Source organism: Legionella spiritensis, assembly GCF_900186965.1.
Lineage (GTDB): Bacteria > Pseudomonadota > Gammaproteobacteria > Legionellales > Legionellaceae > Legionella_C > Legionella_C spiritensis.
Genome location: NZ_LT906457.1, coordinates 1,725,228 through 1,747,680, shown reverse-complemented (window position 1 = coordinate 1,747,680; position 22,453 = coordinate 1,725,228). Strand labels below are relative to the sequence as shown.

Here is a 22,453-nt window from a genome sequence, read left to right as displayed (position 1 = left end):
TATGAAATTAATTACAGACGAACGAGTGAAACACAGACTTATAGGTTTGGCGGTGATACTGTCTATCGCAGCTATTTTTACACCGGCAATAATGAAGAAATCGAGTCAGCGTTTTGATGAGAATGTCAGCATTTCCGTGAAATTACCTCCCAAACCAATCCCTCCTAAAGTCGTTATCCCTGAACAGAAGAAACTGTTTGAATCCGTTAAAGTGGCTCATGTGGACATTCCAGCGGTAGATGACGAGCCTCAGCCTGCTCCAACCATTGCCAGAGCGGAACCTTTAAGCCAGATGAATAAAGCTCGTATCACCACGACTATCTCAAGAGAAGTTCCCGCGACTATGCCGGCTTCTGCTTCAAATACGTCGACAGTTAAAGAAGCGTCAGCAAAAAAAGTCAGTGTTGCCAAGCCTGTGGCTGTTAAAACCAAGTCCGTACCAACCAGGAGTGTAACCGATAAAAAGATAGCCGCCACTAAAAAAACGGCTGCTTTTGCAAAGCCAATGGCTAAAGGCAAAAATAAATATACTGTTCAGGTAGCAACGTTCTCCAAACAGAATAATGCACTGGCTCTGATAGCAAAGTTGAAAAAGAAAGGTTATCACGCCAACATGAATAAAGTGTCCGATGAACATGGTACATTTTACAAGATTACGGTAGGCCGGGCGGATGAAAAACTGCAGGCGCAGAAGCTGCAGCAACAGTTAATCAATAGTATGCAGCTTCGGGGATTTATTGTCACAACCGAGGTTAGTTAATCATGCAATGGTATTGGGTTGATCTGGCCATTGCGGCAATCATTGCGCTCTCGGTTCTTACCGGATTGATTCGCGGATTTGTTAAGGAATTGATTGCCCTGTGCATATGGATATTGGCGTTATGGCTGGCTTATCGCTGCAATGATATGTTAAATCCCTGGCTGCAGCCCTATATTCAGGATAATACCGTCCGTAAAGGCGCCGGATTTGTTCTTATTTTGATGGCCACATTACTGGTTGGCGCTATCATCAACGCTATTTTCAGTTTTATCATGAAACGTACCGGATTAAGTGGTACGGATCGTATGTTAGGTATGGCGTTCGGATTTATTCGCGGTGTCTTTATCGTTTCCCTGATTATTCTCGTTGTTCAAATGACTTCCATGCCTCATGAGGAGTATTCACGTAATTCCCGTTTGTATTCCAGCTTTAATCCTGTTGTACACTGGCTAAATGGCCTGGTGCCTGAATTTATTAAACAGGCACAAATTATTGATAAACAAAACGGTATTATTGATATTTCAGACCAAAATGATCTGGAGTTGTCTTAAGTGTCATCACAGGAGCAAGATGAGATTGCGCGTCAATGAAAAATAAAAAGGCAAGGATTGCGAGGCATGTTGCCCTGTATGATGGATATCTGCAACTCGACAGGTACGATCTGGAGGTTCCTGGTCTGGATTCTGATCATCGTATACGAACATTGACCAACCAGGAAATGGTTCATAGCCCGGATTCCGTCCTTGTCCTTATTTATGCTGCTGATGTGGACTCCTTTGTGCTTGGTCGGGAGTTTCGAACCGGCGTATTTTGTAATCAGAACCATCATGATGATCCGGTTATCCTGGAATGTGTATCAGGGACAATTGAGACAAATGAAACACCGCAGGATGCGGCTAAAAGAGAAGTATATGAGGAAGCGGGGCTTAAGATTGATTGTTTGCAGACGATTGCACAAATATATAAAAGTCCCGGTATTTTAACGGAAAAAGCCTATATATTTTATACGCGGGTTGCGGGTTCTCCTCAAAGCGGCTTGTATGGTATCGATACGGAAGAAATAGTGACTCAAATTGAAAAACGCGAAAAAGTTTATGAATTAATGGATGCGATGAACATTATCGATTCTGCCTCGCTTCTGGCACTGAACTGGTTTCGTGCCCATGAAAAGAGTTTGACGAACTAGGCTCTATTTATGGCTGCAAAAGGGTGTGATTTGTCTCTTTTTGTAGTGTTTCCTGTAGCCTGTCATGAAGGCTTCGCTGTAATGCGGGAAAACGTTCACCCAGGCGCTCGCCCGTTATCCTGGAACAATGTTGTTCACGGTGCTCGGAACTTTATAGATAACCACTACCATTCTGATACAAGTTGTTTTGCCGGATGTAGTTTATAACGGAGTCTGGTGTTTTACCGTCAATGGACTCACCCTTGGCAAGCTGTTCTCGAATACAGGTAGACGAGATACGAAAATGTCCGGCGTTAAAGCGATGAATAATGCCGTGTGTCCGGGAACACAATGCTTTTTCTTCCCGATGCTCGTGCTTTTTGACAATCATCTGAAGCGTTTCCGGCATAACAATATTCGAGTGTTCCTCACGGTCAATAACCAGAAGATTGGCCAATTCAAAAAGACGTTGCCACTGATGCCATTTGGGTAACTGGGAAAAGGTATCCAGACCAAGCAATAGTGTGATGGACGTCTGCCAACCCAGTTTTTTCCGAAAATTTTCAAGTGTGGTTACCATATACGAAGGTGTCCGGCGGCGTAACTCACTGTAATCCAGATGAAAATTCCGGTTGGAAGGAAGCGAGTCAATAACCAGTTGAATCATATTGGCCCTATGCTGAGAGGAGGCATGGGTGCTGCCTTTTAAAACCGGAATCCTGCAAGGCAGAAAATAAAATGCTTGAAAATTAAAATGCTGCTGTACATTGAGCGCTGTGTTGATATGCCCATAATGGATGGGATCAAAGGAACCGCCGTAGATAATCAAGTTATTCAAGCGGACCTACCTGTTTGCCTGTGGCTAATGATAAAACAAGTAAGTCGAAAGAACGCCACAATTGTTCCTGTTGGCCGGTTTTAATCATACTATCCATCGTCTGGCAGATATTGAGCAGCGTTTTCAATCGTTTCTCATCGTGTTTTTTTAATGCCGTTTGATACAGTTTATTGCGCTGAGGCCAGATTTTTAATTGGGACAGGGCTGTTTGAAAACTGATATTTTGTTTGATAAATGTTTTAAGTTGCAATAAATTACGTATTTCCTGAGTAATGACCCACAATATGAGCGTAGGTTCCACCCCTTGTTGTGCCGCGTAACGTAACGTCAATAATGCCAGGTGGCTGTCGCCGTTGAGACAGGCGTCGCTCAATTCAAACAATTGATATTGCGATTGATCAAATAATTGTTGTTTCACGTCAGATGGTGATAATAGTTTGTCATCCCCATGTAACAAGGTGATTTTTTCTATGGCTTGTGAGCAGGCCAGCAAATTACCACAGGTGTATTGCTCTATCAAGTCTGGCACCAGGGGGTCAAATGGTATGCGATGATCACGCAACGTCTGTGCTATCCATCGCTTGATAGCCTGGCGAGCGGGTTGCTTTAACTGTATAACAAGCGCCTGTTCATCACGAATTAAAAATTGCAGCTGCTTGTGAGCAAGATTAGGAGCTCGAACAATCACCAGACAATCCTTCTGATCATTCTTGAGATAATCCTCAAAAAATAATTTTCCATGGGGATCCAGAGATTTTTTGTCGTAACGAACATCAAGGAGCATGGATTGTGAAAACAATGAATAGCTATGGGCTTCCGATATCAGTATGGACCAATGATTCGGAGTATCAATATCGATGATCTTCTCATCTAAATCGTCACTCCTTGTCTTCTGCCACGAATGCCTGATAGATCTGTAGGCAAGATCAAGCATAAATGGCTCCTGTCCGGTAAGGAGAACAAGCCCGGGAATATGACCGGGCGGTTTTATAGTCAAATCCTGATACTTTATCAGCATGGTTTGCTGCTCTGGTTAAGATTTACGGTTCAGTCTGTAAATGATCTGCATGGCGGCATCACGACGCATTTCCCTATGGATAGTTATTTCTTCAGAATCCGATCCTAGAATCCTGTCATTGTTTACCGTTAATTGCCTGGTTACCGTGACTTGTGAGCTTGGAATAATGACATTGCCATTATTGCTGACCAAACGAAACCATACCCGATAAAAAAGCTGGTATTGCCTGGGTGTTGTGCTGGCACTAACGCTGGTTATCTGTTGCTGGTTTTCATCCTTTTCGATAATCAGCAAATAACTGGCTTTGGCGGCTGAGGGCGATATGGTAACATTGTAAGCCTGCAGTTGATCTTTCAGTGTGGGCTCCAGATCGCGGTGGGCACTCTCAATAATTAAAGCCACATTTTTTAGCCAGGTTGGCATTTCTGCCACACCACGTAAATGAAAACCGCATCCAATCAATAGGCTGAACAGGCAAAAAAACAGGCTTTTTTTTATCATTAGCCTATACAACCAGATTGATTAACTGACGATGTCCAACGACTATGGCCTTTTTGACAGCTTTGTCCTTGATGTGTTCCTGGGCATGTTGCCTGGCAAGAGCTATTAATTCATCTTCTGCCAAATCACTGCTTGCACTGAATTGGGCTCTTAGTTTTCCGTTAACCTGAACCACATAGTCGAGTTCATCACTTTTAAGAGCGCTTTTATCCACTTTGGGCCAGGGTGCGTCGATAATAACTTTATCGTATTCCAGATGTTGCCAGAGATGATGGCAGATATGGGGAGTAACGGGAGCCAGAAGACGTAAAAGAATGCTCATGGCAGAGTTGGCAAAATATTTGTCATCTTCCGTTTCAATGGCATATGCGGATAACTCATTAAATAATTTCATACATCCTGATACGACCGTATTATACTGTTGTCGCTCGTAATCGTTTGATGCCTGGGCCAGTATTTGATGAACAATCATACGAGATTTTTTCAGACGATTTTCTGCAGCCTGCCAATCAACGTTTCCGTTACCGTCGAAAATCGCGGCGTTGGTTTCTTTAAATATATCCTGATGTTCATACGCGTAAGACCATATACGTTTCAGAAAACGATGCGCGCCTTCAACAGCGCTATCGGACCATTCCAGCGATTGTTCCGGAGGAGAGGCGAACATAATGAATAATCTGGCTGTGTCCGCACCATAAGTATCAATCAGGTGATTGGGATCCACGATATTGCCTAATGATTTTGACATTTTATGTCCATCTTTAAGCACCATACCCTGGGTCAGCAGTGATTTGAACGGTTCATCCGAGTTAACCAGGCCTTCATCCCGCATTAGCTTATGGAAAAAACGGGCGTACAGCAGATGCATGACAGCATGCTCAATGCCCCCGACGTATTGGTCGACAGGTGTCCAATATTTGGCACGATCATCAAGCATGGCATTATCCTGACCCTTACAGGCAAATCGCGCATAATACCATGAGGATTCAACAAAGGTATCGAACGTATCCGTTTCTCGCGTGGCATCCTGTCCGCATTTAGGGCATTGGGTTTGCAGAAATTCAATGTTTTTTTCCAATGCCGTTCCCTCGCCGGTCAACTCGATATTTTCCGGTAATGTGACGGGCAGTTGATCGTCCGGAACCGGAACAATGCCGCACTCGTCGCAATAGATCATCGGAATGGGTGTACCCCAGTATCGTTGTCTTGAAACGCCCCAGTCTCTTAAACGGTAATTGACAGTCATTTTACCGTGTTCCTGTTCCTCGAGAAACTGGCCTATGATTTTGATGGCGACCTGGGAATGCAAACCGTCAAATTGATAGGAATTAATCAGTTCACCTTCCCCGGTAAATGCCGATTTGGAAAAATCATGCGACTCATCACCGACAGGTTTGACAACTTCTTTTATTGGCAAGTGATATTTTCGGGCAAATTCCCAGTCACGCTGATCGTGACCCGGAACGGCCATGACGGCTCCAAAACCGTACTGCATGACGACAAAATTAGCTATCCAGACCGGGATTTCCTCTTCTGTCACCGGGTGTGTCGCCATAAAACCACTCGCAATCCCGCGCTTTTCCATCGTTGCCAGATCGGCTTCCGCCATGCGGATCCCCTGGCAATCGTTGATAAAAGCGGCAATTTCAGGATTATCTTTGGCCGCCTCTCTGGCGAGCGGATGATCAGGAGATACGGCCAGATAGGTTACACCCATTAATGTATCGGGTCTGGTCGTGTAAATTTTTAATTTTTTCGGATAATCCTTTACCTTAAAATAGATATCGCAGCCCTCGGAACGTCCGATCCAGTTGCGTTGCATTTGCTTGACCTGGGAGGGCCATTGATCCAGAGTGTCCAGATCTTCCAGTAATTCATCGGCGTAAGCGGTAATTTTTATAAACCACTGTGGTATTTCCCTTCGCTCGACAATGGCTCCTGAACGCCAACCGCGGCCATCGACAACCTGTTCATTGGCCAGCACGGTTTTATCAACCGGATCCCAGTTTACCAGGGCATTTTTTTTATAAACCAGTCCTTTTTCATATAATTTGATGAAAAACCATTGTTCCCAGCGATAATAATCGGGTTCGCAGGTTGTAATTTCACGTTTCCAGTCGTAGGCATTACCCAAACGTAAAAATTGCTCCTTCATGGAGGCAATATTTTTTTTTGTCCATTCGGCGGGGTGGATACCATGCTTGATAGCGGCATTTTCTGCAGGCAGACCAAACGCGTCCCATCCGATGGGTTGCAGTACGTTTTTCCCTAAGGCTCTCTGGTATCGGGCAATTACATCGCCAATGGTGTAGTTGCGAACATGCCCCATATGCAAGGTTCCGCTCGGATATGGAAACATGGACAGACAATAAAATTTTTCTTTATTTAAATCTTCTGTGACATTAAATGATTGTTTTTTTAACCAATATTGTTGAGCTTGTTCTTCAACGTCTCTTGGTTTATAGCTAATATCCATAGTCATTAAGTTATATTTCAGACAGGTTGGTAAGGATAACGCCTCTTATCCTCCGCAGCAATAGTTTCAATCGCCTCATTACTGTCTGGTTGTTTAATTAAAAAGCACATGAGACCGATTAATACTGAAAAAATCAGGATTGGCGTATCTCCCAGAGTAACCCACAATGTTGTTCCTTTCATGGGGTACAGGGATGTTTTCAGTATGCCGGAACGAAAGGCGGGTACGGATGAAATAATTTCCCCATGATTATCAATAATGGAGGACAGGCCGTCATTGTTTGCCATGACCTGGTAACGAGACGTTTGCAGGGAGCGTACCTGAGCCATTTGTTGTTGTTGATAAATGGCCAGGGAATGTCCAAACCAACCGTCGTCGCTGATGGAAACGAGCCATTCGGCTCGTGGAAGCTGGTTGCGCAAGAGATTGCCATACGCCAGTTCATAACAGATTAAACTGGCGACAGGCCTGTTCTGTATATGAATCAGTGGCTGATTTTTTTTACCGGACTGCATATTGGCGTCAGGTATTCCCAGCCATTCTACAAGTGAAACAAATGGCCCTGGTATGTATTCACCAAAAGGCACCAGATGTTGTTTCAGATAAGAGCCTTTTCCTTTTCCGAGCGTAATCAGGGCATTATAATAACGTTCTTCATCCATGTTTACAGGTTTGGGGATCCCCAATAATATCGCGCTTCCGGTCTGCCGGGCCTTCTTGCGTAACCTGTTTAAAAAATCACTGACGTAGGAAGAAGGTAATGGAATAGCGGATTCGGGCATAACAATCAGTTGTGTTCCGAGCAATTGTTCAGTCTGATGTTGATAGTAGTTCAATAATTGCTCGAATAACGACTCATCCCATTTATCCCGCATGGACAAGTTGGCTTGAATGATACCTACGCTGATTGCGCCGGCACTTTCCGTACTCCATGTTTTCGATTTCATTAAGGAGGGCGCCAACAGTAATGCCATACAAAAAACAAGGTATTTAACACGCTGCAAACCGTAATGTTTTAAACCGATAACCAGCAAGGAGGCCGAGAAGCAGGTCAGAAACCCCAGGCCATAGACACCTAAAACGGGCAAAAGATATCGGCTTGGTGCGTCAAACTGACCAAAACCGACCAACAGCCAGGGGAACCCGGTCAGAAAGGTTGCCCGGACAAATTCGCTGATAATCCACATGGCGCTGAACGCCAACCCTGAACGCACTGTAAACGGTTTCACCGGCAGGCGTCTGAAGACGAGGGCCATCAACGCCGGAAACAGTGAAAGGTATAAGATAAAAAACAGGGTAATAATCGTGGAAATCGCGGTATTCAGGTGTCCATATTGATGAATGCTGTTAAAAACCCAGGATACTCCAAATCCAAAAAAACCAAGGCCGAAGGCCAGGCCGTATCGGAAAGCCCTGTTTTGGGGAACAATCTGTAAAAAACAATAAAAAAGGGCTAGCGACAGAATGGCCATACCGGGTAAATGGAAGGGCGCAAAACCTAACGGAAGCAAAAGACCGGTTAAAAGGAAACGAAAAAACAATCGAACCGGTTTTTCATCCTCAGAAAATCGCAATATGGTTTTGATAGACGGCTTAACGGCTCTGCTCCGGTTTCCACTCATGGAATCCAACAATAAATCACTGGAAAATAAAGGTCAACAGACGAACGTGACGACCCTTGATGGATTAAAATAATATCATTTTGATGGGGTTTTGTCATCTTTGGTAAATTTATCATCCTGAAGGCGTCATTCAGGGCGGTGACATACAGGATTTCAGAATGACATCGACCTGAATTGATATCCTGATTTTCAGGAGTATTCAAGTAATCGGGTATTTGGTGTACGATGACGGCTCGATTTACAATGGAGATGGAATGTATGTATAACGTTATGATAACCGGAGCCGGGAAAATTGGCAGCCTGATCGCCTGTCTTCTGGCTGAAAGTAATGATTATCAGGTTCACCTGGCCGACTTGGAGTTTTCAGGAAGTGATGTAACCAGGTTGATGCAAAACATGCCTCAGATAAAAACCGTTGCAATTGATGTGACGGATGAAGAATCCACGATAGCTTATCTTAAGAATAATAATATTATCGCCGTTATTTCGAGTCTGCCTTATTTTCTTAACACTCACGTGGCAAAAGCGGCGAAATCAGCCCGGGCGCATTATTTTGATTTGACGGAAGACACATCCGTAACTGCGGCGGTCAAGGCCATCGCCGAAAATGCGGAAACCGCTTTTGTACCTCAATGCGGATTGGCACCTGGATTTATAAGTATTGCAGCGAACAGCCTCATGCAGGAGTTTGATGAATGTTATCATGCCAAACTGCGGGTAGGGGCTTTACCTCAAAGGGCCAGTAACGCACTGCATTACTCTTTAACCTGGTCAACCGACGGTGTTATTAATGAGTACGGCAATCCTTGCTACGGCATTGAAAATGGTGAAGCAGCGGTCATGAAGCCTCTGGAAGGGCTGGAAGCCATTCAAATTGACGGATGTGAATACGAGGCGTTTAACACCTCCGGTGGGGTGGGGAGCCTGGCTGAATTGTACGATGGGAAAATCCGATCGTTGAATTATAAAACCATGCGTTACCCGGGTCATTGTGAAAAAATGCGTTTATTGATGAATGACCTTAAATTGAACGAAGATCGAGACACTCTCAAACGTATACTGGAAAGGGCGATACCTAAAACGTATCAGGATATCGTAATTGTCTATGTAACCGTTGAAGGCATCAGGCAAGGTGAGTTAACGGAAAAAAGTTATGTTCGCAAGGTTTATCCCGAAACCATCTGCGGGCTGGAGTGGTCAGCTATTCAAGTCAGTACGGCTTCGGGTGTTTGTGCCGTCGTCGATTTGGTGTTAGGACAGGCCAATGAATATAAGGGACTTGTTTTACAGGAAAATTTCAATCTCACCGATGTTTTAGCCAATCGCTTCGGCCGACATTACGCTTAGGAGAAACAATATGGATTTATTAAGCAGACTCGGTATTTCAGAAACCAATCCGGGGGCTTTTAGCGGGCAGGGCTGGCGTAGCGAACTACACGCCAATCGTTTGACTTCTTACAATCCTGCCAGCGGTGAAAAGCTGGCGGAAGTGGCCACTTGTACCTGGGACGACTATCAGACCGTTATGGCCAGGGCTGAAAAAGCGGCGGATGAATGGCGTCAGGTTCCAGCCCCCAGACGAGGGGAAATCATCAGGCAAATGGGACAGGCTCTGCGTGATCATAAAGACTGGCTGGGTAGCCTCGTCTCTCTTGAAATGGGAAAATCCAAACAGGAAGGCGACGGTGAAGTCCAGGAAATGATAGATATCGCCGATTTTGCCGTAGGGCAATCGCGAATGTTGTATGGTAAAACCATGCACTCGGAGCGTCCAAACCATCGCATGTATGAACAATGGCATCCCTATGGCATTGTCGGGGTCATTTCGGCTTTTAATTTTCCGGTCGCTGTTTGGTCCTGGAACGCTTTTATCGCCGCGATATGCGGTAATGTCACTATTTGGAAACCTTCCGCAAAAACGCCGCTTTGCGCAATTGCCGTGCAACATATCTGCAACAAGGTATTGAAGGCTAATCATTGTCCGGAAATTTTCAGTCTGATTATCCCGGAATCGCACGATGTGGCGGAAGCTATGGTCAACGACGTCAAAATTCCATTGATTTCCTTTACCGGTTCGACGGCCGTAGGCAAGAAAGTGGCTGCCCAGGTTGCGTCACGTTTAGGGCATACCATTCTGGAATTGGGTGGTAATAACGCTATCATTCTGGATGAACACGCCGATTTGAATCTGGCGGTTCCCGGTATTGTGTTTGGTGCCGTCGGTACAGCCGGCCAGCGTTGTACGTCCACCAGACGTCTTTTTGTCCATCACACGATGTATCAGGATGTCATCAAGCGCCTGCAACATGCTTATGAACAAATTACCATCGGTGATCCCCTCGATACTAAAAATCTGATGGGCCCGTTAATCGATGAAGCTGCGGTACATCAATTCAAATCGGCTATAACCCATATAAGGGAAGCCGGAGGACAAATCGTCTTTGGCGGCGAGATCGTTCAAAAACCAGGTTATTTCGTTCAGCCTACACTGGTAACGGATGTGAAAAATGATTGGGATATTGTGCAGGAAGAGACATTTGCTCCTATTCTGTATGTGATGTCCTACACAACCCTTGATGAAGCCATTGCCTTGCAAAATGGTGTTCCCCAGGGATTGTCTTCCGCAATCTTTACCCAAAACCTCAAACATGCGGAACGTTTTTTAAGCGCGTTAGGCAGTGATTGTGGTATTGCCAATGTCAATATTGGTACGTCCGGTGCTGAAATTGGCGGGGCCTTTGGTGGAGAAAAGGAAACCGGCGGCGGTCGTGAATCGGGTTCGGATGCGTGGAAAGCCTACATGCGCCGGCAAACGAACACGATCAACTGGGGAGATGACTTGCCTTTGGCACAAGGAATACGCTTTAACTTGTCTTAAAGACTGTTGCACCGGCTGTTAACCGGTGCCTCTCTAAATTATAACTTTAAGGTGTGTCGTCAATTCGTATTTTCAGTTGCAAACCGCGCTGATTTCTTGCCTTTCCTCTCTGAAAGGGGATTGACGACACACCCTAGTACATAGGGAACCGTATCATGCAGGGAGATTTTTTCATTAAAAAAATCGCGGTACTGGGTGCTGGTGTTATGGGCGCGCAGATTGCGGCACATTGCGTTAACGCAGGCATAGAAACATTATTGTATGATCTTGCCGCCAGGGAAGGAGAACCCAATTCACTGGTTAATAAGGCGATTGGCCATTTAACCAAGCTGAAACCAAGCCCGATAGCGACACCCGATATCCCGGCTTTATTACAAGCTAAAAATTACGAGAACCATTTATCCGAATTAGGTCAATGCGATTTGATCATTGAAGCTATCGGGGAACGTATGGATTGGAAAACGGATCTTTACAATCGTATCAGCCCGGTTCTTCGCAAGGATTCCATTTTGGTCAGTAACACGTCCGGATTAAGCATTAATGAACTTGCCAACACGTTGCCTGAAGCGCATCGCGGCCATTTTTGCGGGGTTCATTTTTTTAATCCTCCCCGTTACATGCATCTGGCTGAATTAATTCCTGCCTCGACAACACATCCCGAGTTGCTGGATTATCTGGAAACCTGGTTAACCGGCACGTTGGGTAAAGGGGTTGTGATTGCGAAAGATACCCCTAATTTCATTGCCAACCGGATGGGTGTGTTTTCACTCATTGCGACCATGTATCATGCCCAGGCTATGAATATGGGACTGGATGAAGTGGATGCCTTAACCGGACCGCTGATCGGCAGACCCAAATCGGCGACCTTCCGTACTATGGATGTCGTTGGTCTTGATACCATGGAACATGTTATTGATACCATGCAAGAGCAGTTGACACAGGATCCATGGCATGCGTCGTTCCACTTACCGGATTGGCTGGGTCAATTAATCAAAGACGGCCATCTTGGGCAAAAATCGGGTCAGGGTATTTATCGCAAGAGAGGGAAGGATATAGAGGTCTATGATCTTGAGACCGGTGCTTATCGTAAAGCGGCAGGCACCGTGGATGATGAAGTGAAAGCTATTTTAAAAATACCGGATATACGGGAACGGATGACTCGATTAAGCCAGTCCGGACATAAACAAGCGAAATTCCTGATGGCTTGTTTTCGGGATCTGTTTCATTACTGCGCCTTTCATCTTGCTGATATTGCCTCGAATGTCCGTGACGTTGATTTGGCTATCCGTTGGGGATTTGGCTGGCAACAAGGGCCTTTTGAAACCTGGCAAAGTGCCGGTGTAGCCCCAATGCTGGCTATTATCAAGCAAGGCATCGCTCATAACGAAACAATGAGTAACACCGCCTTGCCGCAGTGGTTGACGGACGATTTGCTTTTTTATAAGGAAGAGGGGGCATTTCAGCCACAAACCAGACAATTTCAGCCGCGCAGCAAACTGGCCGTGTATGAGCGTCAGTTTTTCCCTGATCTGGTTTTAAAGGAAAAATGGCCCGATCTGATTGTCATTTACGAGAATGATGGTGTTCGCCTATCCCATCTGAAAGACGATGTGGCCATGCTTTCGTTCAAAAGCAAGGCGAATACGGTAGGGCAGGCGGTTCTTGACGGTTTGTCCGAGGCGATTGCCTTGACTGAAAAGCAATGTCGCGGTCTTGTTATTTATCAACAGGATGAAGGTAATTTCAGTTCAGGTGCGGATTTGCGTGGCGTGGCCTCTCTGATTCAGGCCAACCGTATGGATGCGCTTGAGCATATGATCGTACAGTTCCAGCAGGTTGCCATGCAATTAAAATACTGTTCGATACCCACGGTCGCAGCTTTGAGAGGCCGTGCTTTGGGCGGTGGTTGTGAGCTTATGATGCACTGCGACGCAGTGATCGCGGCTTTTGAATCCTACCCGGGACTGGTTGAGGCGGGTGTCGGATTAATTCCGGCCGGAGGCGGTTGCAAGGAAATGGCTGTGAGGGCGGCTCAACAGGCAGGTAACGCCGATTTGATGCTGTTTATCGAACCTTATTTCAGGCAAATAGCCACGGCGGTCGTGGCGGGTTGTGCGCCTGATGCCGCTCGCATTGGCTATCTCCGCAACACGGACCGTTGGGTCATGCATAAAAATGAGGTGTTGTACGCCGCCCTGGCCAAAATCAATGAGATGCAGGCGTTGAATTACCAACCGCCGCTTAAGAGGTTGTTTAAAGTGGCTGGTCGTGAAGGAAGTGCCCGATTACAGGCCGGGCTGGTCAACTGGCTGGAAGGCGGCTTTATTTCACAACACGACTATTATCTGGCTACAGAGCTGGCACAAACCATTTGCGGTGGTGATATTAATCAGGGAACACTGGTTGATGAATCATGGGTCTTAACAAGGGAAAGAGAAGCGTTTATGACTTTGGCGGCAACACCTTTGACGCAAGAAAGAATTGCTCATCTGTTAGAAACCGGTAAACCATTACGCAACTAAGCAAGGAATTTCAAAATGACTAATGTCTACATTGTTGATGTATTGCGAACCCCTGTCGGGAAAGCCCCCAGGGGGGTATTCAAACATACGTTACCAGATGATTTGCTGGCCCATACCATAAAGTCGATAAAAAACAGGAACGAGGGAGTGGATTGGGGGGCTATAGGCGATGTGGTTGTCGGTTGCGCCATGCCGGAAGCCGAGCAGGGCATGAATGTGGCGCGAATTGCCTCATTACTTGCCGGCATGCCCCAATCGGTTCCAGCTATGACCATCAACCGTTTCTGTTCCTCCGGAGTGCAGAGCATTGCGACAGCGGCTGCGTCCATCAATCAGGGCGAGATGGAAATGGCTTTGGCCGGCGGTGTTGAAAGTATGTCGATGGTTCCTTTGGGAGGGAATAAATATACGGCCAATCCGTCTATTTATAACAATGAACAGGTAGCTATCGCCTATGGCATGGGGATCACAGCGGAAAACGTCGCCAAGCAGTGGGAAGTATCCAGAGAAGAACAGGATGAGTTTGCTGCTGAAAGTCATAAACGGGCGGTTGCCGCTCAAAAACGGGGGGATTTTGATGAGGAGATCGTTCCTTTTGAAATAACGGAGCGCAAGGCGGATTTGGTTACCTCGCAAATACGGGAGTCCAAACGGGTAATCCGACAGGATGAGGGGCCTCGTGCCGATACGTCTTATGAGGTCATTGCGCGTCTGAAGCCTGTTTTTTCGGCCAAAGGTACGGTTACAGCCGGCAACAGTTCGCAAACGAGCGATGGTGCGGGTATTGCCTTACTGGCCAGTGAAAACGCGCTTAAAAAATACAACCTGAAACCTATGGGACGTTTATTAAGCTATGCGGTAGCCGGAGTCCCTCCCGAGATTATGGGAATAGGCCCTATTAACGCTATTCCACTAGCGCTTAAAAAAGCGGGGATCACGCTTGAGCAACTGGACTGGATAGAGTTGAATGAGGCGTTCGCGGCGCAGGCTCTTGCCGTTATAAAAACCTTGGAACTTCCACGCGACAAGGTAAATCCCCTTGGCGGTGCTATTGCACTCGGCCACCCGTTGGGAGCTACCGGTGCCGTACGTACTGCAACGTTGCTTCATGGTTTGCGCCGCACCAAAGGTCGCTATGGTATGGTGACCATGTGCATCGGAACGGGTATGGGCGCCGCCGCGATATTCGAAGCCATGGCATGACATGCCAGCAAGTTCCAGGTTCCGTGAACGAAATTAATTGCGTCTACAAAAAAGGGGTGTGATTTGTCCCTTTTTTGTAGTGTTTCCTGTAGCCGTTATGAAGGGGAAGTCGAAATGGGGAAAACGTTCAGCCCCGCTGGTAGCGTATCCATTTCATTCTAAAACAAAATGAAAACAAAGATTTGATTTGTCGCAACAATATTCTACGCTTTAAAGTATACGGCCATTTTAGGAAGTGTCATGCGCAAACTCATCCTTGTGTTGTTTTTTGCAGCGAATGCGGCTTTTGCTGACGAGATTATCGGGTTTTCAGCTTACGAAAATGGTGATTACACAACGGCCTATCCTCATCTGATGCAGGCTGCCAAGGAAGGAAATGACGAGGCCATGTATTTGATTGGCCGCATGTATCAATATGGATACGGGGTTAATCAGGACGATAAACTCGCCGGAGAATGGTATAGAAAAGCGGCTGATAAAAAGAATGCACTGGCCCAATTAAGTCTGGGGTATCTGTATGATACCGGACGAGGCTTTCAACAGGATTTTAAAGAGGCATTCAAATGGTATATGAAAGCTGCCGATCAGGGTAACTCCATCGCTCAACGTAATGTGGCGTTGATGTATGCGACCGGAGATGGGGTGGGAACGGATCAAGACAAAGCGTTTACCTGGTTTAAAAAATCTTCCGAGCAAGGTTATGCCAAAGCCCAGGTTAATCTCGCTTATCAATACCTCATGGGATATGGCACTGCCAAAAACGCCGAGAAAGCGAAATATTGGTATGAAAAGGCGGCTAAACAAGGCGATGCGAAAGGTGAATACAGTCTGGGATTATTGTATACAGGAAAATACGGTATTACGCAGGATCAAAATGCCGCAACCTACTGGTTTGAAAAAGCCGCGGCGCAAGGGTATAAAAATGCCCAGGCTTATCTCGGTTATCAATATTTGAATGGGCTTGGCGTCAGTGCGGATCCGCAAAAAGCGGCGTTCTGGTACCATGCTGCCGCAAAACAGGGGCATACTCAGGCACAAGCGGAATATGGACAGTTATTGCTGAGTGGTAGAGGCGTTGACAAGGATTATGAGCAGGCGGCGTACTGGTTCGGCAAAGCGGCGGATCAAGGTGATTCATTCGCGCAAGGCAAGTTAGGCTACCTGTATCTGGCCGGCTTAGGGGTCAATAAAGATCAGGTAAAAGCCTATGCCTGGCTAAAACTGGCAGCTGACAGTAATAATCAGCAGGCTGAGAAAGAACTGGCGAGACTGGAAGGAAAATTAAACCCGGAACAAAAAGAAACCGCAGATAAACTTTATCAGCAATATAAAAGCAAACAACAACCTGAAGAAGATAACAGCGACTAGTGCTTTTTGTTCTAAAATTGTCTTCGTGCCGTAGACGTTTTTTAAGAATGAAAACCATACAAACCAAATGGAAACAGTATTAGCGTATTGTTATCAACAAAAACAGAAAAGAGGGAAAGATGACACGATTACTACTGGTTATTGTTGTTTTAATGATGAATACCATTGCTGTTCAGGCTGAAAACATCGGTAAAATAACCTACAAGGAAGCATGCAGTCGTTGTCATGCACCGCAATTGGCCATGGCGCTTAAAGCGCCGGCTGCCTTTGATAAAAAGGCCTGGAATATCCGCTTTAAGGAAGCCGCAGTAGAATCCGATAATAATCCCGAACAGTTTAAAACTCCTATGGATTATTTTTTATACAATGTCAAAATAGGTAAGGGCTTGATGCATCACAAAGGACTTTGCAAGGAATCCGGTTTGCCTGATAAATACTGTACGGACGAAGCCTTGACCCAGGCTATTCTTTATATGAGTAAAAACGATCACGAAACCTAGGGCGTGTTTCGGTTTTCTTGCCCCAATACCACAGTGAACACCCATGTGGACGGTTTTCCCGCATTTCGGCTTTGCCTTCATGGCGGGCTACATGAAACGATTATTTGTTGCACAAACAATTGCCGCCTCGTTTTCACTCGCAAGGACGGGACTGTTCGGACCCTCCGATTCAGATGAATAAGTTAGTAATGGTTTCGGTATCGGGTCTTGTCGCAGTGAAGAGGCGTGGGATAATTTGCTTAAATGACGCGTGGAGTAATGACCATATTCAGGTTGCAAGGTAGCATAGGCTAAGGGGGTAACCTGCGTATCCTGATGATCGGTTTTCATAAAGCGTTTCATAAAAGACAAGGGCAATAAGCGAATAAACCAATTGGTGCTTTTGGGGGGCTCCTTTCCTTTGACAAAATCTTTGTAAATACCGACATCAAAGTTTCCCGCATCAAATTCAATGGCTTGTTTGTTTGATGCGATAACTTTGGGCATTGGTGTAATGCTGGTACCAGTTGAAATATGTGGCTTGCTATCAAGTCCAATACGATCACTGGCAAAACCCATAATTCGAGGGATATATCCTGTTTCAGGAATTAAAAAGGTAAGGCCGATGGTATTTAAAAGTCGTTTAATGATTCCCGGAAAAGGTATATGTATCCCTTTTCCGGGATAATTGGCATGAGACCCTTGGGCAACGTAAACTTTAATATGGCTTTCTTGCTCAACCTTGGGGTTTTTTACCCACGTTCCTTCAGCGGAGCCGTGTGCGCTATAGTACGCGCGCTCTACATGAGAAGGGTCAGTCAGTGAATACACTATTTTATCCGACTTAATTTGTTTCTCTAATGGAATATAGACGGCAACATGCTCAATATCGGCTTTGTGATAACCAGGCTGTGCTAATCCAAGTAGTTTTGCCACGGTTGATACAATTGGAAATTCGGGGTTATTAATTGCTGAAACATAGACGTAAGTCAGACGTAAATAAGATTGTTCTTTTCCTGACTTGTCGTCGGTAAAATTAACCACTGCGGGAGCAACATGCACCACAGGATTTTCCTTGTTTTTTCGTGTATCTTTCAACGCATCATGCGTTAAGTCGGGGTCTAAAGAATAAACGGCTCCATTCAATTGTTCATCGCTATAACCTTTTTTTTTCCAAAGCTCCTTCATGTTGTCCAGATCGTCTATGGTAAATGTACCGGGCTCCAGCCTTTTTTCGTCACCATTGGACATGCGCATGACCAGAGCACTATTCTCTACCAGTGTATTTAAACCAATTGGAAAAGCATTTTCCTGCGGATGAAAATATAATGCCGGTGCAAATTTTTCATAAAGCTCTGTGACGTTTTTTATACCCTTTAAGGTGATTGGTAATTGTATCGCTGTCATAGTTTACTCTTGCCTGACATAGACATTCATTATATTTGTCAAAAATTAAGCAGGCATTAAGAGATCCCGGACGATCAGGATTTATCCGGATCTGGCCTCTAATTATTTCAAATTGTTTGAACGCTGTGTTGCGATTGGTGGCTTCGATGCAAGTTCTGCCAAAAAAGACGGGAACGCCTCGTAGTCTCCGGGTTTTGCTTTACGGATATATGGATAAGGCATGGCTATTACCTTTTTTATGGTTTTGGTATGGTGGAAAAAGGAAAGAGGTGTTCATTGCTCCATTCCCGGTTTTCAGCTTGTTCGAGGGTGTTTTCCGCGCTGTTTTCCGATTGTTCAATAGCTTCTTCGGTGACGACCCCATCCTCTATGACATGGTGACGTTTGTTTTCCTGTTTCCTGTCCTGATTGCGTTCGATGTTTTTGCCTTGCAGGGTTTCATGGAGGCTACCGGCAATGTCACCGCTTACGATAAAGCCTTCACTGTTATTAGTAACATCGGTTTCGTCGCTGTTGGAGCCCGGGCCCTTGGCGCCACTGTCGTCGACACAGGCCCTGACAATTTGTTTGGTGGAGCCTGAGTTGGGTGCGTTTAGTTTTTTTTGTATCAGCGAATAGGAATAACCTTCCGGCGGGGCGTCGTCGTTATCGGGTCTGTATCCAGTCTTGTTCATTAGTTATACCTTAATTTGTAAATAAAATTATAACATATCGGTTAATAATAAATCAAATGGGGCGCCTTACCAGCCTTTTCCATGCCACGGTTACTGAAAATAATGGATGAGGCCGATATACAGGACGGTGGAAGTCGCCAGACTGACGAACGTATTACGCAGCCACAAATGGATGACGGTAAGGAACAATAAAGAGAAAATTGCCGGCAAACCATAGGGAGGATGAGTAAAAGAACGGATATCCATTTCATAGATGACCAACAACAACATAATATAGGCAGGCAGTAATTTGCCGATTTTGTTGAAATTGTCTTTCATATAGCTGGCAAACAAAAAAGGTAATCCACGAGTGATGAGGATCAAAAAACAAAGGGCGATTGTGATTTGCCAGTAAGAACCGGTCATGAGCGGATCACCTTTATTTTAATATAGAGATAAAACGCACATAGCAATATGGCTATCAGCAGGTAGAACTGCGGGAGCAACGTATAAGCGATGCAGGAAGCCGCCAGCGGAATAAATAGCGCATCGGTGAATTTATTGATTAAGAAATGCTCAATAACGATGATGGCGAAGAAAGCGGTAAGTACAAATTCCAATCCTTTGACCTCCGGAATACTACCGGCAAACATGGCGCCAATCAGTGTGCCTCCTACCCAGTAAATATAGAGTAAAAGCGTAGTGTAGAAACAAAATGCGACATCGTTTTCGCCGTGTTTGGACGGTCGTGATACGAAAATGGCGTAAGCCGCGTCAACAAGACCAAAAATTAAAAACATTCGAACAGCACGTGGGGCTGCCTTAAAGCGTTCCGTCAGACTCAGGCCATAAAAAGAATTGCGTAAAGCGACAAACAAGGCAGCCAGAAGAATAGCCGCCAGGTTGTTATGATTAATCATCATGCCCAAGGCAATGAATTGAACCGCACCGGCATAAACCAGAGCGCTCATGAGGGGCGCCTGATACCAGGGAAAACCGGCGTTGGTAAATAACACTCCAAATACCAGGCCTAATGGAAAATAGGCGAAAAAAGTGGGGTTAGTGGCGTAGAACGCCTGTTTAAACTCAGAGCGTGTATGTTTCATAATCATGATGATGTCTTAAATGAACAGGATATTCAATAAGACACCGCATTCTTTTTTATCAATCGTATTGTCAGATTCTAACTTCCATTTAGCCGTAAAAGTCCACTGAAACGTAAGGCTCAGCGAAGGGTGCTCCTGCGAAGAAATTGCAAAGATGCGTTTTAAGCCCACAATAAAAGCAAAATGATCATAAATTGGCTATATTTAAAGGACATACTTCGCTTAGGGACAAGCACATGGGAATGTCACATTTACCGTCACAGGGACGCTTCTTTAGTCCTAAAAGAAAGCAAATCAAACACATTAATCATTTGCTCGATAAAATAAACAGTAATATAACGGGTGAGCAGGATATTGAAGCCGTCAGAAAATATTATTTAAAATTATGCGATTACTACTGGAAGTTGATGAGTAAAGGAACCGCCAGTAACGCGGTAAGAGAGTGGTTTAAGGAAAATCCTTTATACGCCGTCGAGCAATGGATAGCGCGTGAAATACCGCGAAGAACGTTTCAGGCGAAATTACTTCCTATAACTTCCAGAACCAATTTACTAAAAGATTTATACAAAGAGTATGAGGGAAAATCAAGTTTCGGTAACAAATTCACAGATATGTTAAATACCTATGCACTGGATAATCCTGAGCGGGAACCAAAGTATCAGGATGAGGATTTAAGTGGTTCCAATAACCCGGTTGTCAAAATCACAAGAACGGATGAGCACTTTATTTGCCGCTTATTTCGAGTTAACTCAAGCGAGGATGAGATGGCTATATCCGCTCGTATCGCCAGAGAGCGTTTGACACGAGTGGATTATGTGGTTCAGCCGTACGAATTATTTTTCCTTGAAGACGATGGGCACGAAAAAGTGTATATGGAATTTACGGAATATTTTGAGCGAGGCAGTATCGAGGCGTTTTTTAAAAACCTTCATGGTAAGTTAAATAACGACGCCGGTATGGATATTGAGGATATTCAAAATATGTCCCTGTTTTACTATAAAGAGTTGCTGGAATTTTACCGCAAGATAAATCAACATAATGTCTGGTATACCGATTTGAAGCCGAGTAATGTGCTTTTAAGTAAAGAAGGGGCGTTGCGAATTTCAGACGCCAAGGGCCTGTTGTTATCCAGCGAGAAAATGGTTCCTATCTGCCAGACGAACACGACACAAGAGTATCACCAGACCTCCGCTTATCATAAAAATTTACTTAATCTTGAAATTCTGCAAAGACAGAATCTGGCCTGTACCTTGTATCAAATGCTTACCAATGAAATTCCGGAACAGGTATTTGATGAAGAGTCCATTGCAAGATGCTGGACTACAGATTTTAATTTTGAGCATCCGTGTTTTACTGGAAGTAAAGGGGAAGAGTTACGTACCATTATTGAAGAACTCTATAATCCCGATATTCGTCCTTTTGCTGAGTATCTGCAAACATTTCAGGAAAAATTCGCAGATATTGTTGCCGATTTGAAAGCGGATATGGAAGACGTTTTTGGGGAGGAAAACGCTTCCGAAGTATCTTCCCGGATGAAAATTTAGACAGAAATTTTATGATTACACGGCCTTGGGAGATTTTTATGCGGCAGTATGGATGTGCTGTTATTGGATTACTATTATTTTTTAACCCGACCGTTCATGCTCACCAGAATGATTGTGATATTTCTTATGAAGCCTATCCTTTGGTTCAAAAACAAATTCACGATGTTGATGAGGAATTGCTTCATTCATTAAAAAAACGCCCGGGCATGAAAATCAAAAAAGTAATCTGGGTTGGAAAAGAAGGGATCTATAGACTCGTTTGCCCACGACGGGTAAGCGCTGTTCCATTAAAACCGTATAAAGGGGCGATTGATTATTCAAAAATTAATGGCTGGATTAGGGGGAAAGGCACTCCTTCCGAACCGGGAAGCTATATTTTTCAGACCGAGAAAACAGAAATTCCTGTGAAAGTATACTCTCTAACAGCTAAAACCCTGAAAAAATTTAATTTAAAAATAGCAAAAAAAGGGAATCCAATCAAAATAGGCATGGAAAGTGTTCAGGCACAATATCTGTATGGGCCGGAATATTTCAAGCAATGGGTCATGCGAAGCGGCGAAACGGGCGGAAGCAGAATAGAACGCCATCCCAGCCCTCATTTAATTACACTGGCTCAACCGCCAACAGACAATAAGCCTTCTTATTTACTGGTCGGTAAAGTGGACAGTAATAATAATCTGGAATTGGGATTCATTGAAATGGTTGTTGGAGTACCCGTCATAATTCCGGCGAATACGGTACACACCAATGATTATTTCAGAGGTTTGGAAGAATCCATATATCCCAGAGCCTGGGGCGTGGATGAAGTGATTATGGTGAATAAGAAAGGCAAGCGGGTTATCCTGAAACCTGTAAAATGACCAATGATCTGATTAGGTTCTGTGAACAAAAATGTCCTGGTACCATTTTTTTT

Annotated in this window: 20 protein-coding genes; 11 read left to right on the top strand and 9 right to left on the bottom strand. The window is 44.8% G+C overall.

The features are described from left to right. The first annotated feature begins 1 nt into the window (after position 1). Genes CKW05_RS07925 through CKW05_RS07915 form a run of 3 tightly spaced genes read left to right on the top strand, consistent with a single transcriptional unit; the run spans position 2 to position 1,946 of the window. The gene (locus CKW05_RS07925) at positions 2 to 760 is read left to right on the top strand and encodes an SPOR domain-containing protein (RefSeq protein WP_058483550.1); all 759 of its coding nucleotides are present in this window, start codon (positions 2 to 4) and stop codon (positions 758 to 760) included. A gap of 2 nt (positions 761 to 762) precedes the next feature. Next, entirely contained in the window at positions 763 to 1,311 is a 549-nt protein-coding gene (locus tag CKW05_RS07920; protein ID WP_058483549.1) for a CvpA family protein, read from the top strand. 35 nt (positions 1,312 to 1,346) lie between these two features. Then, complete coding sequence (locus tag CKW05_RS07915; protein WP_058483548.1) at positions 1,347 to 1,946, top strand: NUDIX domain-containing protein; 600 nt, start codon at positions 1,347 to 1,349, stop codon at positions 1,944 to 1,946. Between the two features lie 151 nt (positions 1,947 to 2,097). Here the strand turns inward: CKW05_RS07915 and nadD are convergent, their stop codons facing one another. The 5 genes from nadD to lnt form a co-directional block, all read right to left on the bottom strand. Continuing rightward, positions 2,098 to 2,763, bottom strand: coding sequence for a nicotinate-nucleotide adenylyltransferase (gene nadD / locus CKW05_RS07910; protein WP_058483547.1), 666 nt, complete (start codon positions 2,761 to 2,763; stop codon positions 2,098 to 2,100). Further along, positions 2,756 to 3,781: a DNA polymerase III subunit delta gene (gene holA, locus CKW05_RS07905; protein WP_058483546.1), complete on the bottom strand. Its 1,026-nt coding sequence runs from the start codon at positions 3,779 to 3,781 to the stop codon at positions 2,756 to 2,758. The genes nadD and holA overlap by 8 nt, the downstream gene beginning before the upstream one ends. Before the next feature lie 15 nt (positions 3,782 to 3,796). Beyond that, positions 3,797 to 4,204: an LPS-assembly lipoprotein LptE gene (locus CKW05_RS07900; protein ID WP_231950412.1), complete on the bottom strand. Its 408-nt coding sequence runs from the start codon at positions 4,202 to 4,204 to the stop codon at positions 3,797 to 3,799. Between the two features lie 82 nt (positions 4,205 to 4,286). Beyond that, positions 4,287 to 6,758, bottom strand: coding sequence for a leucine--tRNA ligase (leuS, locus tag CKW05_RS07895; RefSeq protein ID WP_058483585.1), 2,472 nt, complete (start codon positions 6,756 to 6,758; stop codon positions 4,287 to 4,289). Between the two features lie 17 nt (positions 6,759 to 6,775). Continuing rightward, positions 6,776 to 8,380, bottom strand: a complete 1,605-nt coding sequence (gene lnt, locus CKW05_RS07890; protein WP_082642777.1) for an apolipoprotein N-acyltransferase — start codon at positions 8,378 to 8,380, stop codon at positions 6,776 to 6,778. Between the two features lie 258 nt (positions 8,381 to 8,638). On the opposite strand from lnt, the gene CKW05_RS07885 reads away from it, so the two are divergent. From CKW05_RS07885 to CKW05_RS07860, 6 genes are all read left to right on the top strand, one after another. Then, positions 8,639 to 9,727: a saccharopine dehydrogenase family protein gene (locus CKW05_RS07885; protein WP_058483584.1), complete on the top strand. Its 1,089-nt coding sequence runs from the start codon at positions 8,639 to 8,641 to the stop codon at positions 9,725 to 9,727. Positions 9,728 to 9,737: 10 nt separating this feature from the next. Then, entirely contained in the window at positions 9,738 to 11,258 is a 1,521-nt protein-coding gene (amaB, locus tag CKW05_RS07880) for an L-piperidine-6-carboxylate dehydrogenase (protein ID WP_058483544.1), read from the top strand. 155 nt (positions 11,259 to 11,413) lie between these two features. Then, positions 11,414 to 13,780 (top strand): 3-hydroxyacyl-CoA dehydrogenase/enoyl-CoA hydratase family protein, encoded by a 2,367-nt coding sequence (locus CKW05_RS07875; protein ID WP_058483543.1) that lies wholly within the window; start codon positions 11,414 to 11,416, stop codon positions 13,778 to 13,780. A 15-nt stretch (positions 13,781 to 13,795) separates the two neighbouring features. Beyond that, positions 13,796 to 14,983 carry an acetyl-CoA C-acyltransferase gene (locus CKW05_RS07870; RefSeq protein WP_058483542.1) on the top strand — a complete coding sequence of 396 codons (1,188 nt, stop codon included), beginning with the start codon at positions 13,796 to 13,798 and terminating at the stop codon, positions 14,981 to 14,983. 240 nt (positions 14,984 to 15,223) lie between these two features. Beyond that, on the top strand, positions 15,224 to 16,351 hold the full coding sequence (locus CKW05_RS07865; RefSeq protein ID WP_058483541.1) for an SEL1-like repeat protein: 1,128 nt from the start codon (positions 15,224 to 15,226) through the stop codon (positions 16,349 to 16,351). A gap of 119 nt (positions 16,352 to 16,470) precedes the next feature. Further along, on the top strand, positions 16,471 to 16,851 hold the full coding sequence (locus CKW05_RS07860; protein ID WP_058483540.1) for a hypothetical protein: 381 nt from the start codon (positions 16,471 to 16,473) through the stop codon (positions 16,849 to 16,851). Between the two features lie 87 nt (positions 16,852 to 16,938). Here CKW05_RS07860 and CKW05_RS07855 read toward each other — a convergent pair whose 3' ends face one another. The 4 genes from CKW05_RS07855 to CKW05_RS07840 form a co-directional block, all read right to left on the bottom strand. Then, entirely contained in the window at positions 16,939 to 18,237 is a 1,299-nt protein-coding gene (locus CKW05_RS07855) for a hypothetical protein (protein ID WP_058483539.1), read from the bottom strand. A gap of 236 nt (positions 18,238 to 18,473) precedes the next feature. Next, on the bottom strand, positions 18,474 to 18,911 hold the full coding sequence (locus CKW05_RS07850) for a hypothetical protein (RefSeq protein ID WP_058483538.1): 438 nt from the start codon (positions 18,909 to 18,911) through the stop codon (positions 18,474 to 18,476). Between the two features lie 90 nt (positions 18,912 to 19,001). Next, positions 19,002 to 19,316, bottom strand: a complete 315-nt coding sequence (locus CKW05_RS07845; protein ID WP_058483537.1) for a branched-chain amino acid transporter permease — start codon at positions 19,314 to 19,316, stop codon at positions 19,002 to 19,004. Beyond that, positions 19,313 to 20,002: an AzlC family ABC transporter permease gene (locus tag CKW05_RS07840; protein WP_082642776.1), complete on the bottom strand. Its 690-nt coding sequence runs from the start codon at positions 20,000 to 20,002 to the stop codon at positions 19,313 to 19,315. The genes CKW05_RS07845 and CKW05_RS07840 overlap by 4 nt, the downstream gene beginning before the upstream one ends. A gap of 230 nt (positions 20,003 to 20,232) precedes the next feature. Here CKW05_RS07840 and CKW05_RS07835 point away from each other — a divergent pair, with 230 nt between their 5' ends. Continuing rightward, on the top strand, positions 20,233 to 21,540 hold the full coding sequence (locus CKW05_RS07835; protein WP_058483535.1) for a protein kinase family protein: 1,308 nt from the start codon (positions 20,233 to 20,235) through the stop codon (positions 21,538 to 21,540). A gap of 38 nt (positions 21,541 to 21,578) precedes the next feature. Next, on the top strand, positions 21,579 to 22,400 hold the full coding sequence (locus CKW05_RS07830) for a hypothetical protein (protein WP_133141139.1): 822 nt from the start codon (positions 21,579 to 21,581) through the stop codon (positions 22,398 to 22,400). The last annotated feature ends 53 nt before the right edge of the window (positions 22,401 to 22,453 follow it).

Bases quoted from the DNA above. Each gene is read 5' to 3' on its own strand.
- lnt (WP_082642777.1), bottom strand. From the start codon at position 8,380: ATGAGTGGAAACCGGAGCAGAGCCGTTAAGCCGTCTATCAAAACCATA.
- CKW05_RS07850 (WP_058483538.1), bottom strand. From the start codon at position 18,911: ATGAACAAGACTGGATACAGACCCGATAACGACGACGCCCCGCCGGAA.
- CKW05_RS07860 (WP_058483540.1), top strand. From the start codon at position 16,471: ATGACACGATTACTACTGGTTATTGTTGTTTTAATGATGAATACCATT.
- CKW05_RS07885 (WP_058483584.1), top strand. From the start codon at position 8,639: ATGTATAACGTTATGATAACCGGAGCCGGGAAAATTGGCAGCCTGATC.
- CKW05_RS07915 (WP_058483548.1), top strand. From the start codon at position 1,347: ATGAAAAATAAAAAGGCAAGGATTGCGAGGCATGTTGCCCTGTATGAT.
- CKW05_RS07830 (WP_133141139.1), top strand. From the start codon at position 21,579: ATGCGGCAGTATGGATGTGCTGTTATTGGATTACTATTATTTTTTAAC.
- holA (WP_058483546.1), bottom strand. From the start codon at position 3,781: ATGCTGATAAAGTATCAGGATTTGACTATAAAACCGCCCGGTCATATT.
- CKW05_RS07920 (WP_058483549.1), top strand. From the start codon at position 763: ATGCAATGGTATTGGGTTGATCTGGCCATTGCGGCAATCATTGCGCTC.
- CKW05_RS07875 (WP_058483543.1), top strand. From the start codon at position 11,414: ATGCAGGGAGATTTTTTCATTAAAAAAATCGCGGTACTGGGTGCTGGT.
- CKW05_RS07855 (WP_058483539.1), bottom strand. From the start codon at position 18,237: ATGACAGCGATACAATTACCAATCACCTTAAAGGGTATAAAAAACGTC.
- CKW05_RS07840 (WP_082642776.1), bottom strand. From the start codon at position 20,002: ATGATTATGAAACATACACGCTCTGAGTTTAAACAGGCGTTCTACGCC.
- CKW05_RS07870 (WP_058483542.1), top strand. From the start codon at position 13,796: ATGACTAATGTCTACATTGTTGATGTATTGCGAACCCCTGTCGGGAAA.
- amaB (WP_058483544.1), top strand. From the start codon at position 9,738: ATGGATTTATTAAGCAGACTCGGTATTTCAGAAACCAATCCGGGGGCT.
- CKW05_RS07925 (WP_058483550.1), top strand. From the start codon at position 2: ATGAAATTAATTACAGACGAACGAGTGAAACACAGACTTATAGGTTTG.
- CKW05_RS07865 (WP_058483541.1), top strand. From the start codon at position 15,224: ATGCGCAAACTCATCCTTGTGTTGTTTTTTGCAGCGAATGCGGCTTTT.
- CKW05_RS07900 (WP_231950412.1), bottom strand. From the start codon at position 4,204: ATGCCAACCTGGCTAAAAAATGTGGCTTTAATTATTGAGAGTGCCCAC.
- CKW05_RS07835 (WP_058483535.1), top strand. From the start codon at position 20,233: ATGGGAATGTCACATTTACCGTCACAGGGACGCTTCTTTAGTCCTAAA.
- CKW05_RS07845 (WP_058483537.1), bottom strand. From the start codon at position 19,316: ATGACCGGTTCTTACTGGCAAATCACAATCGCCCTTTGTTTTTTGATC.
- leuS (WP_058483585.1), bottom strand. From the start codon at position 6,758: ATGGATATTAGCTATAAACCAAGAGACGTTGAAGAACAAGCTCAACAA.